This window comes from Terrabacter sp. P5_B1, from assembly GCF_056400505.1.
Genome location: NZ_JBFULD010000063.1, coordinates 1 through 15,009 on the forward strand (window position 1 = coordinate 1; position 15,009 = coordinate 15,009).

General features: G+C 72.0%; 14 protein-coding genes. 8 read left to right on the top strand and 6 right to left on the bottom strand.

Annotation, left to right across the window (positions count from 1 at the left end):
• Positions 1–159: 159 nt before the first annotated feature.
• The 4 genes from AC1DP0_RS06865 to AC1DP0_RS06880 form a co-directional block, all read right to left on the bottom strand.
• Positions 160–963 (bottom strand): Cof-type HAD-IIB family hydrolase, encoded by an 804-nt coding sequence (locus AC1DP0_RS06865; RefSeq protein WP_478083122.1) that lies wholly within the window; start codon positions 961–963, stop codon positions 160–162.
• Positions 964–983: 20 nt separating this feature from the next.
• A complete protein-coding gene (locus AC1DP0_RS06870; protein ID WP_478083123.1) occupies positions 984–1,391 on the bottom strand; it encodes a DUF3151 domain-containing protein in 408 nt (135 codons plus the stop codon).
• Positions 1,388–2,416, bottom strand: coding sequence for a class II fructose-bisphosphate aldolase (gene fbaA, locus AC1DP0_RS06875; protein ID WP_478083124.1), 1,029 nt, complete (start codon positions 2,414–2,416; stop codon positions 1,388–1,390). The genes AC1DP0_RS06870 and fbaA overlap by 4 nt, the downstream gene beginning before the upstream one ends.
• Positions 2,417–2,547: 131 nt before the next feature.
• The gene (locus AC1DP0_RS06880) at positions 2,548–3,384 is read right to left on the bottom strand and encodes a GNAT family N-acetyltransferase (RefSeq protein ID WP_478083125.1); all 837 of its coding nucleotides are present in this window, start codon (positions 3,382–3,384) and stop codon (positions 2,548–2,550) included.
• Between the two features lie 35 nt (positions 3,385–3,419).
• On the opposite strand from AC1DP0_RS06880, the gene AC1DP0_RS06885 reads away from it, so the two are divergent.
• The 5 genes from AC1DP0_RS06885 (at position 3,420) to AC1DP0_RS06905 (ending at position 9,331) form a co-directional block, all read left to right on the top strand.
• Positions 3,420–4,832 (top strand): NAD(P)/FAD-dependent oxidoreductase, encoded by a 1,413-nt coding sequence (locus AC1DP0_RS06885; protein WP_478083126.1) that lies wholly within the window; start codon positions 3,420–3,422, stop codon positions 4,830–4,832.
• Between the two features lie 226 nt (positions 4,833–5,058).
• The gene (locus tag AC1DP0_RS06890; protein ID WP_478083127.1) at positions 5,059–6,432 is read left to right on the top strand and encodes a sensor histidine kinase; all 1,374 of its coding nucleotides are present in this window, start codon (positions 5,059–5,061) and stop codon (positions 6,430–6,432) included.
• Complete coding sequence (locus tag AC1DP0_RS06895; protein ID WP_478083128.1) at positions 6,429–7,139, top strand: response regulator; 711 nt, start codon at positions 6,429–6,431, stop codon at positions 7,137–7,139. Before AC1DP0_RS06890 ends, AC1DP0_RS06895 begins: the two co-directional genes overlap by 4 nt.
• Before the next feature lie 36 nt (positions 7,140–7,175).
• The gene (locus tag AC1DP0_RS06900) at positions 7,176–8,102 is read left to right on the top strand and encodes an ABC transporter ATP-binding protein (RefSeq protein ID WP_478083129.1); all 927 of its coding nucleotides are present in this window, start codon (positions 7,176–7,178) and stop codon (positions 8,100–8,102) included.
• A complete protein-coding gene (locus AC1DP0_RS06905; protein ID WP_478083130.1) occupies positions 8,099–9,331 on the top strand; it encodes an ABC transporter permease in 1,233 nt (410 codons plus the stop codon). Before AC1DP0_RS06900 ends, AC1DP0_RS06905 begins: the two co-directional genes overlap by 4 nt.
• 709 nt (positions 9,332–10,040) lie before the next feature.
• Here the strand turns inward: AC1DP0_RS06905 and AC1DP0_RS06910 are convergent.
• The gene (locus AC1DP0_RS06910) at positions 10,041–11,213 is read right to left on the bottom strand and encodes a citrate/2-methylcitrate synthase (RefSeq protein ID WP_478083131.1); all 1,173 of its coding nucleotides are present in this window, start codon (positions 11,211–11,213) and stop codon (positions 10,041–10,043) included.
• 100 nt (positions 11,214–11,313) lie between these two features.
• Between AC1DP0_RS06910 and AC1DP0_RS06915 the strand changes: the two genes are divergently transcribed.
• The gene (locus AC1DP0_RS06915; RefSeq protein ID WP_478083132.1) at positions 11,314–12,489 is read left to right on the top strand and encodes a citrate/2-methylcitrate synthase; all 1,176 of its coding nucleotides are present in this window, start codon (positions 11,314–11,316) and stop codon (positions 12,487–12,489) included.
• A 1-nt stretch (position 12,490) separates the two neighbouring features.
• Here the strand turns inward: AC1DP0_RS06915 and AC1DP0_RS06920 are convergent, their stop codons facing one another.
• Positions 12,491–13,105 (bottom strand): TrmH family RNA methyltransferase, encoded by a 615-nt coding sequence (locus AC1DP0_RS06920; protein WP_478083133.1) that lies wholly within the window; start codon positions 13,103–13,105, stop codon positions 12,491–12,493.
• A 106-nt stretch (positions 13,106–13,211) separates the two neighbouring features.
• Here AC1DP0_RS06920 and AC1DP0_RS06925 point away from each other — a divergent pair, with 106 nt between their 5' ends.
• On the top strand, positions 13,212–13,949 hold the full coding sequence (locus tag AC1DP0_RS06925) for a DedA family protein (RefSeq protein WP_478083134.1): 738 nt from the start codon (positions 13,212–13,214) through the stop codon (positions 13,947–13,949).
• Positions 13,950–14,036: 87 nt separating this feature from the next.
• On the top strand, positions 14,037–14,987 hold the full coding sequence (locus tag AC1DP0_RS06930; RefSeq protein ID WP_478083135.1) for a TIGR03086 family metal-binding protein: 951 nt from the start codon (positions 14,037–14,039) through the stop codon (positions 14,985–14,987).
• The last annotated feature ends 22 nt before the right edge of the window (positions 14,988–15,009 follow it).

The window sequence follows — 15,009 nt, forward strand, 5'->3', positions numbered from 1 at the left end:
GGGCGGACTTGTGGTGGCGGCCGGGGCACCCCGGGACCGGATTTCTCCGCCCGGGCGGACTTGTGGTGGCGCTGGTACGTGCGTAACCACCGTTGCCAGCCTCGCCGTCCAGGCCGGGGTGCGTGATCGACGAGCCGCTCCGGTCCAGACGAGCCGCGCTCAGTGGGTGGCGAGCCAGTCCTCGAGGTACTCGGCGACGCCGTCCTCGCGGTGGTGACCGGTGACGACCGTGGCTGCGTCGAGCGCCGGCTCGACCGCGTTGGAGACGGCCACTGCGGTGCCGGCCACGGCAAAGGCCGAGACGTCGTTGTGGTTGTCGCCGAAGAAGACCGTGTCGGCGACGTCGATGCCGAGCTCGCCGGCCAGGGCCCGCAGTCCGTCACCCTTGGAACAGTCGGCGTTGGCGATCTCAAGGTAGGTCCTCTTGGACCGGTAGGTCACCATGCCTACCCGCCCGGCGAGCGCCGCCTCGAGCTCGTCGACGAGCGCGGGGTCGCCCATGGCCATGACCTTGTGCGGCGGCTGCGTGTCGACGAGGCCGCCGGCCACGTAGTCGTGCGCGGACGCGGAGCTGGGATCAACCGCCGTGATCGTGGCCTCGCGTTCGGTCCACTGGTCGGGGCCCCAAGCGTACCAGTCGTCCCCGGCGAAGAAGCTCGCGTGCAGACCGAGATGCTCGCACACGGCATACGCGGCCCGGGCGTCCTCCGAGGTGATCGGCACGTCCGTGACGACGGAGCGGTCGGCGCGCAGCACGAGACCGCCGTTGTAGGCGATGAGCGGGGTCGGCTCGACCCCGCAGAGCCGCTCGAGCCCCTCCAGGGACGCCGGCATGCGCGAGCTGCAGAGCACGAACGTGTGCCCTGCCGACCGCACCGCCCGGATGGCGGCGACGGTGCGGTCGGAGAGGGTGCGTCGATGGTCGAGCAGCGTGCCGTCGACGTCGGAGCAGAAGAGCGTCATGCGCTGGAGCGAACCCGTCCCTACAGACCGAGCTCGCGCGCACCCTCGGCCGAGCTGTCGCGCAGGAACTGCGTGCAGCGGGCCTCCTCGTCGCTCTCGCCGATGGCGCGTGCCGACCGGGCCAGCGCCGCGAGCGCCCGGAGGAAGCCGCGGTTGGGCTCGTGCGACCACGGCACCGGACCCTGCCCTCGCCAGCCGGACTTGCGCAGCGAGTCGAGCGCCCGGTGGTAGCCCGTCCGGGCGTACGCGTAGGCCTCGACGTCACGGTCGCCGTCGGCGAGCGCGTCCTCGGCCAGGACCGCCCACGCGAGCGAGCTCGCGGGGTAGGCGGCGGCCACCTGCACGGGGTCGACACCGGCCACGAGCTTCTCGGCGGCCGGGTCGACGGCGAGACGCGTCTCGGGGATGCCCAGGAGGTTGTCGCTCACGCGTGGGTTCCCGCCGAGCGCAGCGCGGTGCAGGCTTCGACGATGCGCACCGCCATGGCCTCCTCGGCCGCCTTGCCCCAGGCGCGCGGGTCGTACTGCTTCTTGTTGCCGACCTCGCCGTCGACCTTGAGGACGCCGGCGTAGCCCGAGATCATCCAGTCGGCGATGCGGCGGGTGAAGGCGTACTGCGTGTCGGTGTCGACGTTCATCTTGACGACGCCGTTGTCGACGGCGGCGGAGATCTCCTCGGGCAGCGAGCCGGAGCCGCCGTGGAAGACGAGGTCGAAGGGACGCGCGTCGTCGGACAGGCCGAGCTGCTTGGCCGCGGCCTGCTGCGCCTGCAGGAGGATCTCGGGGCGCAGCTTGACGTTGCCCGGCTTGTAGACGCCGTGGACGTTGCCGAAGGTGAGGGCCGTCAGGTAGCGACCGTTCTCGCCGGCCCCGAGGGCCTCGATCGTGGCGATGGCGTCCTCGGGGGTCGAGTAGAGCTTCTCGTCGATGGCGCCCTCGACGCCGTCCTCCTCGCCGCCGACGACGCCGACCTCGATCTCGAGGATGACGTTCGCGGCCTTGGCGAGGGCGAGGAGCTCCTGCGCGATCGAGAGGTTCTCGTCGAGGGGCACGGCCGAGCCGTCCCACATGTGCGACTGGAACCACGGCGTGCCGCCGGCCTGGACGCGCTCGGCGCTGGCCGCGAGGAGCGGGCGCACGAAGCCGTCGAGCTTGTCTTTGGGGCAGTGGTCAGTGTGCAGCGCGATGTTGACGGGGTAGTTCTTGGCCACCTCGTGCGCGTAGGCGGCGAAGGCGAGCGAGCCGCTGACCATGTTCTTGATGCTCGGGCCGGAGAGGTAGTCGGCGCCGCCGGTCGAGACCTGGATGATGCCGTCGGAGCCGGCGTCGGCGAAGCCCTTGAGCGCGGCGTTCAGCGTCTGCGAGCTCGAGACGTTGATGGCGGGGTACGCGAAGGAGCCGGCCTTCGCGCGGTCGAGCATGTCGGCATACACCTCGGGGGTGGCGATGGGCATTGCAACTCCTGCTGTCGGGGAAGCGGGTTCACGATCCGTTCGAAATCCTGCCACGTATGCCGTGTCGTGGTCGCGGGTGCCCACGAACCGGTGAGCGCCCGCTCAGCGGCAACGCCGGGGGCGACGCCGGGTCAGGATCGCGGGTCGAAGACGTAGGGCGTCGTCGTCGCGACCCGGTGCAGGCCGAGGCGGCGCAGGATCGGCTCGGAGTCGGGTGAGGCGTCGACGCGGACGTAGTCCTTGCCGCGCTCGAGGCCGAGCCTGGCGCGGTGGAGCAGCGTCGCACGGTAGAGCCCGCGGCCACGCCAGTCGGGCAGGGTCGAGCCGCCCCAGAGCCCGGTGAACCCGCTGGTGTCGTACTCCGCGCGCGCCGCGCAGAGCACCGGTCCCTCGCGCGACTCCTCGATCACGACGACGTCCATCGAGGCCGGCTCGGCCCACCACCGTGGTAGCAGCGAGTCGACGGCCCACGCCTGCGGCTCACCCCAGACGACCTCGAGCATCGCGGCCATCCGCTCGAAGTCCTCGTCGGAGTCGGCGGCACGCACGACGACCCCCTCGGGCAGGTTGATGTCCTGGGCGGCGAGGGGCGCGGCCTCGCCCAGGATGAGCGCCTCGTCGTCCTCCTTGACGAAGCCGGCGTCGACGAGTCGCTCGCCGAGGTCGGCAGGCTCGTCGTAGTCGTAGGTCTTCCACTCGACGCGCAGGCCCCGCTCGGCGAAGAAGTCACGCTGCCGCGCGATGACGCGATCCCATTCGTCCGGATCCGGGCCGAGGCCGTCAGGACTCTCGATCATGTTCCAGTGACCGCCGTCGACCTCGTACTCGCGGCGCACGAGCCCGTCGACCTCGATGGGGCGCTGGGCCGTTCCGACGCCGATCGGGGCCCGTGTCTCGTCGTGGAAGATGCGCAGCAGCTCGTCGGGGCCCAGGTTCGAGGCATCGCTCTGGAACGAAGAAGGGTTCACAGGCGACAGCCAAGCATGGTCGAATCCCTCTCGTCATGCCTGTTTCCCCGCTCTCCCGCCGAGCCGCCGCCGCCCTGGCCGACGCCCGTCCCGTCCCGTTCTGGACGGATCGGGTTGAGCGCCCCGACCCGCGGGCTCCGCTGACGGGCGCCGCGCCGCGCACTGACCTGCTCGTCGTCGGCGGCGGGTTCACCGGGCTCTGGGCCGCGATCCAGGCCAAGGAGGCCGATCCGGCCCGCGACGTCGTCGTCGTCGAGGCCGGCCGGCTGGGCGACGGGGCGTCCGGGCGCAACGGCGGCTTCATGGCTCCGTCGCTCACCCACGGGCTCGCTCAGGGCGTGGGGTGCTGGCCCGAGGAGATGAGGACGCTCGACCGGCTCGCGGCCGAGAACTTCGCGGCCATCGAGCGGTCGCTCACGGCATACGGGATCGATGCCGACTTCCACGTCCCCGGCGAGCTGACGTTCGCGCTGACCGAGCACCAGGTCTCGTCCGTGCGCGAGTCCTACGATCTCCATCGGGCTCACGGGGTGCCGGTGGAGCTGCTCGACGCCGTGCAGGCGCGGGCGCGCGTCGACTCGCGGCGCTACCTGGCCGGGATGTACGACCCCGACGTCGCCCTCGTCGACCCTGCCCGCCTCGTCTGGGGGCTGGCCCGGGCCGCCGAGTCGCTCGGCGTCCGGCTCCACGAGCACACGCGCGCCACGGGATTCGACACCGAGGGCGGCGGCGTCCGCGTGACGCTGGACACGGGCTCGATCCATGCGCGGCGCGTCGTGATCGGCACGAACGCGTCGCAGGGGGTGCTCAAGCGGCTCAGGGCGTGGGTGCTCCCGGTCTACGACCACGTCCTCATGACCGAGCCCCTGACACCGGTGCAGCTCGACGCGATCGGCTGGAAGGGCCGCGAGGGACTGACCGACGCCGGCAACCAGTTCCACTACTACCGAAGGACGCTCGACGATCGGGTGCTCTTCGGCGGCTACGACGCGAACTACCACTTCCCGGGCCGCATCGACCCGGCGTACGAGCAGGACGACGCCTCGCACGGCCTGCTCGCGGAGCACTTCCTCGACCTCTTCCCGCAGCTCGCGGGGATCCGGTTCAGCCACCGCTGGGCCGGGGTCATCGACACGACGTCGCGCTTCACGCCGGTCTTCGGCACGGCTCTGGGCGGCCGGATGGCGTATGCCGTGGGCTACACCGGGCTCGGGGTCGCCTCGACCCGCTTCGGTGCCGCGGTCGCCCTTGACCTCGTCGACGGCAAGGACACCGAGCTCACCCGGCTGGGTATGGTGCGCCGCAAGCCGATCCCCTTCCCACCGGAGCCGATTCGGTATGCCGCCGTGCGGGCCACGCGCTCGTCGCTCGCCGCCGAGGACCGCACCGGCCGACGCAACCTCTGGCTGCGCACCCTCGACCGCATGGGCGTCGGCTTCGACTCCTGAAGGGCTGGTCTGTCACGTCGGGAAGTGAGCACTCGACACTCGAGTGCCCAACTCCCCACCCCGGCGCTCGTCGACAAACGAGCACTCGACACTCGAGTGCCCAACTCCCCACCCCTCCCCCGTCGACAAACGAGCACTCGACACTCGAGTGCGCAGCTCCCTTCGCCGCGGCTCCTCCTCCTGCCGGGGGAGCCGGAGCTCCGGTGCACTGCCTAGGCTGGGCGCCATGACCGGGGGCCACAGGGTGAGCGCACGCGTCGCGGCGTGGGCAGGCGTCGACACCGACTGGGAACGCATGCCGCACGACGCGGCCCGCGCGAGACGCGTCGACACATGGGTGGCCTTGGCGTTCCTCGTGACCGCATCGCTCGGGGTGGAGCTGCTGCGCAGCATCGACGCGCTTGGCGCGCAGGAGCACTCGTGGCTTTGGCCGCACGTCGCGGTCGCGCTCGGCACCGTGCCCCTGGTGTGGCGCCGACGCTGGCCGCTGGCCGTGGCCGCCTGGCTGTCCCTGCACCTCTTCGCAGTCGGCACCCTCCTGCCGGCCATCGCCGTCTCGATGCCCATGCAGGTCGTCTACTTCTTCGCGCTGTTCACCGGGGTGGCCTGGGCTCGGGACCGGCGGGCGATGCTCGGGGTCATCGCCGGCGTCGTGCTGCTCATGTTCGGCTGGCTCACCTGGCAGTTCGCGGTCGGCAGTGGCGTCGAGGAGGCGATGAGCCACGGCGGCCAGCGCCTCACCAGGCAGGGCCTGTTCAGCCCGCCCGCCGCGTACGTCGTCTACTCGCTGCTCGTCAACGTCGTCTACTTCGGCGGCGCAATCATCGGGGGCCAGGCCGCGTGGCGAGCGGCCCTGCAACGGGACCGTCTCGCGCAGCAGGCTCGCACCATCGACGCGCAGGCCACGAGCCTCCAGCGGCAGGCCGTCGTCGAGGAGCGGCTGCGCATCGCGCGCGAGCTCCATGACGTCGTCGCCCACCACGTGTCCGTCATCGGCATCCAGGCTGCCGCCGCGCGCAGAGTGCTGCGGCACGATGCCGAGGCGGCGGAGACGGCGCTGAGGTCGGTCGAGACGTCGTCCCGCGAGGCCGTCACCCAGATGCGTGAGCTCCTCGGGACGCTGCGCTCGGGTGAGGACGAGCGGCCCGACGGCGCCCGGTCCGCCCGGTCCCCCGAGCCCAGGCTCGCCGACGTGCCTGCCCTCGTCGAGGAGGTCGCGACCGCCGGCGTGCAGCTGGAGTGCCGCGTCGTCGAGGACGCCCCCGGCGCGGTCGCGGCCGTGCCTGGCCCGGTTGGCCTCTCCCTCTACCGCACCGTGCAGGAGGCGCTGTCGAACATCCGCCGACACTCGACCGCCTCTGCCGCAACGGTTTTCGTCCGGGTGGACCGCCGTCCCGAACCCGGCTTCGCCCACGGCTACGCCGAGGTCGAGGTGCTCGACGACGGCCGTCCCCGCTCGGGCTCGTCCGGCACCGGTCTCGGCCTGCTCGGGGTCCGCGAGCGCCTCGCGGCCCATGGCGGTGTCAGCGAGATCGGCCCACGCGTGACCGGCGGCTACCGCGTCCGGGTCCGTATGCCGCTGCCCGAGGACGCGTCGTGACCGCACCCACCCGCGTGCTCCTCGTCGACGACCACCGGCTCGTGCGCTCGGGCTTCTCGCTCATCCTCTCCGTCGAGGAGGACCTCGAGGTGGTCGGTGAGGCGAACGACGGGGCCGAGGCCGTCCGCCTGAGCCGCGAGCTGCGACCCGACGTCGTGCTCATGGACGTGCAGATGCCGGTCATGGACGGCATCGAGGCAACCCGCCGGATCGTCGCGGACGACCTGGCGAGGGTCGTCATCCTCACCACCTTCGACCAGGACGACTACGTCTTCGCGGGCCTCGGCGCCGGGGCCAGCGGCTTCCTGCTCAAGAACTCCGACGCCGAGCACCTGGTCGAGGCGGTTCGCGCCGTCGCGGGCGGCCACGCGCTGCTGGCGCCCGAGGTGACCCGCCGGGTCATCGAGCAGATGACCGGGCCGCACGGGACGCACGGGACGAACGGGGCGGCAGCAGCGTGCGGCATGCGGGACCCCCGGCTCGACGAGCTGACCCCGCGCGAGCTCGAGGTGCTCGGGCTCGTCGGACGAGGCCTGTCGAACGCCGAGGTCGCTGCCCGCCTCTTCGTCGGGGAGGCCACCGTCAAGACCCACCTGTCCAACGTCTTCGCGAAGCTCCACCTCCGCGACCGGGTCCAGGCCGTCGTCCTCGCCTACGAGGCCGGACTCATCCTGCCGGGGGATGCAGAGGATCCCTCCCGGGACTGATCCTGCGGCCACCAGCGCACCCCTACGGTGGGCGGCATGAGCGACAACGGGGACCGACTCACCAGACCACGTGCGACGGCGGACATCGAGGTGCGAGGGCTGTCTCGCACCTTCGGCGAGATCCGCGCCGTCGACGACGTCAGCTTCACCGTCCCGGCCGGGAGGCTCACGGGGTTCGTCGGCGGCAACGGTGCGGGCAAGACGACGACGATGCGCATGCTCATGGGGGTCCTGTCCCCCACCGGCGGCCAGGTGCTCTGGGACGACCGACCGATCACCCAGCTCGACCGGCGGCACTTCGGCTACATGCCCGAGGAGCGCGGCCTCTACCCCAAGCAGCCGGTGCTGGACCAGCTCGTCTACCTCGGCCGGCTCCGCGGACTCGGCGCCGCTGCGGCGAAGGCCGAGGTGACGAGCCACCTCGAGCGGCTCGGCCTCGCCGACCGGGCCAAGGACCACGTCGAGAAGCTCTCGCTCGGCAACCAGCAACGGGTGCAGATCGTGGCCGCCCTCATGGGCCAGCCGCGCGCCCTCGTGCTCGACGAGCCGTTCAGCGGCCTCGACCCGGCGGCCGTCGACAACATGGCCGACCTGCTGCGCGAGCACACCACGCGCGGCGTCCCAGTGCTCTTCTCCTCCCACCAGCTCGACCTCGTCGAACGCCTCTGCGAGCGCCTCGTCGTGCTGGCCCGCGGACGTGTCGTCGCGTCCGGCACCCCCGATGACCTGCGCTCCCTCTCGGTCGCGCGACACCGGCTCGTCCTCTCCGGCGACGCCGGCTGGGTGCGCGGTGTTGCCGGCATCCACGCCGTCGACGTCGAGGGACGGACCGCCCTGGTCGAGGTCGTCGAGCACGGCGCCGAGCGACGCCTGTTGGAAGAGGCGCTCCGGCGCGGCGAGGTGCACGAGTTCTCCCCCCAGCGGCCGAGCCTGGCCCAGATCTACCGTGAGGTGACGGCATGACCACCGTGTCCCAGCGTCCCGCCAGCGAGACCGTCCCCCAGACTCCCTCCGTCGACGAGGGTGGCGGCCACCCCTGGGCCATCGTCGCCCAACGGGAGATCGTCGTCCGCCTGACGAACCGGGCCTTCCTCGTCTCGACCCTCATCACGCTGCTCTTCATCGCCGGCTTCGGGGCCTTCTCCGTGTGGCAGAGCAGCAGCACGACGACCTACACCGTGGCCGTCACCGGCACCGAGGGGCGCCAGCTCATCGAGCGCGCCGCGACGTCCGCGCACCAGGCCGACGACAAGGTGACCGTCAAGGCGACGCCCGCGGCGGGCGAGTCCGCAGCCCGGGCGCTCGTCGACGGCGGCAGCGCTGACGCCTGGCTGCACCAGACCGGCTCGGGCTGGACCCTGACGTCCGCCGACGACGCCGACCTCGCCCTGCGCACCGCCGTCGAGACCGCGCTGCGCGAGAGTGCCCTCGAGCGCAACGCCGCTGCGGCCGGCACCACCGTGAAGGCCCTCGAACAGGGCACCACGCTGACGACGACCCGCTTCGACGGCCGCGCCGGCAGCAGCGGCTACGTCAAGGGCGCCACCTTCGCCTGCGCCCTGCTCTTCTTCATGGCCGCGATGATGTTCGGCCAGCAGATCGCGGCCAGCGTCGTCGAGGAGAAGCAGTCGCGCCTCGTCGAGATCCTCGCCACGGCGATCCCCTTGCGGCAGCTGCTCGCCGGCAAGATCCTCGGCAACTCGACCATCGCCCTGGCCCAGGTGGTGCTCTTCGCGGCCGTGGGCCTCGTCGCCGTGTCGTTCACCGACGCGTCGACGCTGCTGCCCACCCTGTCGACGGCGGTCGTGTGGTTCGTGCTCTTCTTCGCCGTCGGCTTCTTCGCCCTCGCGTGCCTCTACGCCGTCGCCGGCGCGCTCGCCTCGCGCACCGAGGACCTCCAGTCGACGACGGCGCCGATGACGATGGTCCTCATGGTCGTCTACGTCGCGAGCTTCGGGCTGAGCGGCAAGGCGCTCGAGGTGGCCTCGTTCGTGCCAATCGCGTCGGTCGTGTCGATGCCGGGGCGCCTCCTCGCGGGCGACGCCGCGTGGTGGGAGCCGGTGCTCGCGCTCCTCGTCATGGCCGCGTTCTCGGCCGGGACCATCGTCGTCAGCGAGCGGATCTACCGCCGCTCGCTCCTGCAGACCCGGGGCCGGGTCTCGTGGAAGCAGGCGCTCAGCGCTCCGGAGTGAGCCCACGCACCGCGGGGTGCTCGCGAGCCGGTCAGGCGTCTCGAGGTTGCGATAGCTCATCTCGAGCGGTCCGCGCAGCCCCATCACCAAACCGAAGAGCGCGTTGGCGACGAGCGGCCACACGACGGCATACGGGCCCGGCTGAGCGAGCAGGAGGAGGGCGTATGCCGCAGGGCTCAGCCACTCGATCGTCGTGATCACCCGTCCGGTGCCGAAGCGCACCCCGAGCCGCGGGGCGAGTCCGGCGCCCAGGACGCCCGTCACGCCGGTCGCGGCGAGCACGAGTCCCACCGCGATCGGGTCGAGGTGCAGCTCGGTCGTCGCGAAGTAGACGAGCGCCGTCGTCACCATGGCGTCGGCGAAACCACAGGTGCAGCGCCACGGCGTACGGCCCGAGCGTGGCGTGTCGGTAGACCCAGGCCGCGCCCTCACGCAGCTCGGACCAGAGGTGCCGCTCGACGGCCGGCCTCCTCCTGACGTGAAGCCGACGATTCCTTGACACCACCTTGGCCAGTTCTGACCTGTTCGTCGAGCCGACCACGCCGTTCTGGCCTACGGTGAACGTGGCGTTCCGGAAGGGCTCCGGGCGACGACGAGCGACCGGATGCTCCCCCGGTCGCGCCGAGCAGGCCCCGACGGACGGATGCGTCGGGGCCTGCTCGATGCGCTTCGGGGCGGGTGGGAGCGGAGCGCCCCCGAGGACGGTCGCTCATGCCGGGAGGGGGGCGCGCGCACCCGTCGGCACCGGCTGGGGCGGAGGCGGGCCGACATAGCGCGCGGCGGGCCGGATGATCTTGGGATCGCGGCTCTGCTCGAGGATGTTCGCGGTCCAGCCGACCGCACGGGCGACGCAGAAGGTCGGCGTGAACATCGACGGGTCGAGGCCCGCGAGCTTCATGACGACACCCGCGTAGAACTCGACGTTCGCGTGGAGCTCGCGGCCGGGCTTGAGCTCGGCGAGGACCGTCTCGATGGTGTCCTCGACCCCGACCGCGAGGGCGACGAGCGGGTCGTCCCAGCCGCGCGCGATCGCCTTGAGCATCTCCGAGCGTGGGTCGCGGGTGCGGTAGACGGCATGGCCGAAGCCCATGATCCGGTCGCCCGACGAGATGCGCTCGCGCACCCACCCGTCGGCCCGGTCGAGGGTGCCGATCTCGTCGAGGGCCTCGAGCGCCCGGCTCGGGGCGCCCCCGTGCTTCGGGCCGGAGAACGAGCCGATGGCGCCGACGAGACAGGCCGCGAGGTCGGCGCCCGTGCTCGCGATGACCCGGGCCGTGAACGTCGATGCGTTGAAGCCGTGGTCCATCGTCGCGACGAGGTACTCCTCGACGGCCCGGGCGTCTCGCGCGGCCGGCAGGCGCCCGGTCACCATGCGCAGGTAGTCCTCGGCGTGGCCGAGGGCCGGGTCCGCCGGGACGGGCTCGAGCCCGTGGTGAAGCCGGTGGGCCGCCGCGAGGATCGTCGGCGTGATCGCGACGGACGCCAGGGCTGCGGCGAGCTTCTCGTCCTCGTCGCAGTCGTAGAGGGGACGGACGCCGGCGATGCCACCCCAGGCCGACAAGGCGGTGCGCAGCACCTGGAGCGAGTCGGTCGTCGTCGCGCAGACGGCGGGGAGCAGGTCGGCGAGGCCGGCCGGCATGACGCGCAGCCGCCCGACCGCCGCGGTGAACGCCGCGAGCTCGTCGGGGTCGGGGAGGTGGCCGTGGAAGAGCAGGTGCCACGCCTGCTCGAAGCCGACGCGCTCGGCCAGCTCGACGGCGGAGTACTGGCGATAGTGGAAGAAGCCCTCGTCGCCGCGGACGTCGCCGAGCTCGGTGTCGGTGACGACGACCTTGGCCAGGCCCTTGGGGACCGTGATGAAACCGCTGGGGTTGGTGGACATGTGGTGCTCCTCTCGGGTTCACTCGTCACTCTCAGCGATGTTGATCAACACCGTCAATGTTGATCGCGTCCACTGTTGACCCGATCAACCCGGAGGCACCATGGCGGGCCCGTCAGGCACGTGGATCACGACGACCGAGGCTGCACAGCGGCTCGGCGTCAAGCGCGCGACCCTCTACGCCTACGTCAGCCGGGGGTTGCTCCGCAGCGAGCGACGTCCGGGCCAGCAGGAGAGCCTCTTCGACCGCACGCAGATCGACGCCATGGCGTCGGCGACCCGTCCTCCGGGCAGCCCGCAGCCGGTCCTCCGGTTCCGGAGCATCGCGACCTCCGTGAGCAGCCAGGTCGACGGCGACCTGCTCTACCGCGGCCGTCCCCTGCAGGACGTCGTGGCCCTCGGCTCGCTCGATGACGCTGCCGCCCTCGTGCTGGGAACGCCGGTGCCACATCAGCAGACGTCGCGACCGTCCCCGGTCGCGGGTGTCGACGTCTCCGCCCTCCCGCTCGAGCGCCGGATGCCGGTGGCGATCCAGCTCGTCGCCGCCGCCGACCCCTTCGCCTCCGACAGCGACCCCGAGCAGGTCAGGGCCTCCGCGATGCCGACGCTGAGGTCGGCGCTGATGCTCGTGTCCGGCGGGGCCGACGCGCCCGCCCCCGGGACGACCGACCTGACGGCGCTCACGCTGGCGGCCCTGGGCGGGTCGCCCGACGCGCGCGCCGACGTCGAGCTGCTGCGGGTCCTGCTCGTCGCCCTGCTCGACCACGGCCTCACGGCCTCGACGGTCGCGGCCCGGGTCGCCGCATCGACCCGCGCGGGCCTGCACGACTGCCTCTCGGCCGCGTATGCCGCCATGGCGGGTCCCCTCCACGGCGCTGCGCCCGTGGCTGCCCACGCCCTGCTGGCCGACGGCGTCGACCCGACCGTCCTCGTGGGCCGGTCGGTCCGTCAGCGCGGCGTGGTGGCGGGGTTCGGCCACTTCCTCTACCCGGACGGCGACCCTCGGGCCGACGTCGTCCTCGAGGCCGTGTGGCGGCGGCCGGGCACGGTCCGGCTGCGGCGTCGCGTCGAGGCCCTCGCCGCCCTCGTCGCCGATCGCACGGGGGGGCTGCCCAACATCGACCTCGGCAGCGCCGCGGTGCTCCACGCGCTGAACCTGCCCGCCGAGTCCGGCGAGGTCGTCTTCCAGGTCGCCCGCTCGGTGGGCGTCGCCGCGCACGTCGTCGAGGAGTATGCCGAGGAGCCGTTGCGCTGGCGAGGTCGGGACCCGCAGGGCTGAGCTAGACGCGCTGGTCGAAGACGTGCCGGCGCACCCACGCGTGCATGGCGACGGCGGCGGCCGCACCGGCGTTGATCGAGCGGGTGGAACCGAACTGCTCGATGTGCAGCACGGCCGCGCACTCGGCGCGCATCGGCCCCGACAGTCCGGGACCCTCCTGGCCGAAGACGAGGACGCACCGACGCGGCAGGTCGAACGTCTCCAGCGGGACCGATCCCGGCAGGTTGTCGACGCCGAGGACGACGAGCCCTTCGGACCGTGCCCAGTCGGCCAGCTCCGCAGCGTCCGCATGGTGGCGCTCGTGCTGGTACCGGTCGGTGACCATGGCGCCGCGCCGGTTCCACCGACGCTTGCCGACGATGTGGAAGGCCCGTGCGCCCATGGCGTTCGCCGTGCGGATCACCGAGCCGATGTTGAAGTCGTGGCCCCAGTTCTCCACGGCGACGTGGAAGTCGTGACGCCTGGTGTCGAGGTCGGCGACGATCGCGTCGTGGCGCCAGTATCGGTAGCCGTCGACGACGTTGCGCCGGTCCCCGTGCCCGAGCAGCTCGGGGTCCCACTGGTCCCCGACGGGCCACGGGCCCTCCCACGGGCCCACGCCCACCTCTGGTTCCACGCACCGAGTCTAGGAGGGCCTGCAAAAGTCGTCGGATGGAGGACTGCTCAGCTTCCTGACAGCGACGATTCAGGCGATCACCGGCACACGGCATACCCTGTGACCCATGCACGCACTCGCCGCACTGCCGGCCGTCGCTCCGGCCCTCGGCCCGAAGTGGATGGACCCCACCTACCTGCTGCAGCAGTACGGGAGCGCGTTCTTCGCGATCGCCCTCGTCATCGTCTTCGTCGAGTGCGGCCTGCTCTTCCCGATCCTGCCCGGTGACTCGCTTCTGTTCGCCGTCGGCCTCTTCATCGCGACGGGTCAGATCCACCTCAACCTCGGGGCCGCCATCGCGGGGCTCACGGTCGCGGCCTTCCTCGGGAACGTCGTCGGCTACGAGATCGGCCGGGGCGTCGGGCGACCCCTCTACAAACGGCAGGGGCGGTTCATCAACACCGCCAACTTCGACAAGACGAACCACTTCTTCGACACGTACGGCAACCGCGCGCTCGTGCTCGGACGCTTCGTGCCCATCGTCCGCACGTTCATCACGGTCGTGGCCGGGATCGGCCGGATGCACCGCCAGCGCTTCTTCGGCTGGAGCGCCGTCGGGGCCGTGGCCTGGGTCGTGAGCATCACCCTCCTCGGCTTCTTCCTCGGTCAGGCGTTCCCGGGCCTGACGAAGAACATCGAGTACGCCATCCTCCTCGTCGTGCTCGTCTCGCTGCTCCCGATGGTCTACGAGTTCGTCAAGCACCGCCGTGAGGCCAGGGCGGTCGCGGCCGAGACGGCCGACATCTCGGGCGACACCTCGAGCGACGTCGCGGGCCCCGTCAGCAGGCGCGACCGCACTCCCTGAGGTCACCCTCGAGGTCCACGGCCGAAGCCCTGACGCGGGCCCGTCGCCGGGGCACACTGGAACGTGCAGGGGCGATGGGAGGACGTCGTGGAGACAGCCACCGAGACCCAGCAGACCGGTCCCGACCTCGGTCAGACCTACCGGCGCAGCGTGCGGTGGTGGGCGCAGCAGTCGGCCGGGGTCGCGGACGACCAGTGGGAACTGCCGACCCCGTGCAGCGACTGGACGGTGCGTGACCTCGTCAACCACGTCGTCGGCGAGGACCTCTGGACCTCTCCCCTGATGCGCGGCTTCACCATCGCCGACGTCGGGTCCCACCTCGACGGCAACCTCCTCGGCGAGAACCCACGCGGCGTCGCGGCCTCGGCCGCCATCGAGGCGATCGGCGTCGTCGAGGAGACGCTTCCCCTCCACGGCACCGTGCACCTGTCCTACGGCGAGGAGTCGATGGACGAGTACGTCCGCCAGCTCGTCGCCGACCACCTCGTCCACGGCTGGGACCTCGCAGCCGCGACCGGGCGTGACCGCATGCTCGACCCCGGGCTCGTCGCCGAGGTGGCGGCGTGGTTCGACGACGTGGAGGAGGCCTACCGCTCCGTCGGCGCCGTCGGGCCGCGTATGCCGTCGCGCGGCGATCCGCAGAGCGACCTGCTCGCCCGCTTCGGACGCGATGCCGCGTGGGGACCGGCGCACGCGGGCTTCGCAGCCTTCACCGGGGCGTTCGGGCGCGGGGACGTCGACGCGATCATGGCGCTGATGACCGACGACTGCGTGTTCGAGGCCACCGGACCCGCACCGGACGGCATCCGCCACGAGGGCGCGGCGGACGTCCGCGCGGTGTGGGAGGCGCTCTTCACCGGGACGGGCAGCCCGGCCTTCACCGCCGAGGAGTCATTCGTGGCGGGCGATCGCGGGGTGCTGCGCTGGCGGTTCGACTGGGTGGCCCCCGACGGGTCGCCCGGCCACGTGCGCGGCGTCGACGTCGTGCAGCTGCGCGACGGCAAGGTCTGCGAGAAGCTCTCGTACGTCAAGGGCTGAGCGGGCACCCGCACACCAGTGC

Excerpts from the sequence above, each read along its gene's own strand:
- AC1DP0_RS06865 (WP_478083122.1), bottom strand. The coding sequence starts at position 963 with ATGACGCTCTTCTGCTCCGACGTCGACGGCACGCTGCTCGACCATCGA.
- AC1DP0_RS06910 (WP_478083131.1), bottom strand. The coding sequence starts at position 11,213 with ATGTCCACCAACCCCAGCGGTTTCATCACGGTCCCCAAGGGCCTGGCC.
- AC1DP0_RS06925 (WP_478083134.1), top strand. The coding sequence starts at position 13,212 with ATGCACGCACTCGCCGCACTGCCGGCCGTCGCTCCGGCCCTCGGCCCG.
- AC1DP0_RS06900 (WP_478083129.1), top strand. The coding sequence starts at position 7,176 with ATGAGCGACAACGGGGACCGACTCACCAGACCACGTGCGACGGCGGAC.
- AC1DP0_RS06905 (WP_478083130.1), top strand. The coding sequence starts at position 8,099 with ATGACCACCGTGTCCCAGCGTCCCGCCAGCGAGACCGTCCCCCAGACT.
- AC1DP0_RS06915 (WP_478083132.1), top strand. The coding sequence starts at position 11,314 with ATGGCGGGCCCGTCAGGCACGTGGATCACGACGACCGAGGCTGCACAG.
- fbaA (WP_478083124.1), bottom strand. The coding sequence starts at position 2,416 with ATGCCCATCGCCACCCCCGAGGTGTATGCCGACATGCTCGACCGCGCG.
- AC1DP0_RS06885 (WP_478083126.1), top strand. The coding sequence starts at position 3,420 with ATGCCTGTTTCCCCGCTCTCCCGCCGAGCCGCCGCCGCCCTGGCCGAC.
- AC1DP0_RS06890 (WP_478083127.1), top strand. The coding sequence starts at position 5,059 with ATGACCGGGGGCCACAGGGTGAGCGCACGCGTCGCGGCGTGGGCAGGC.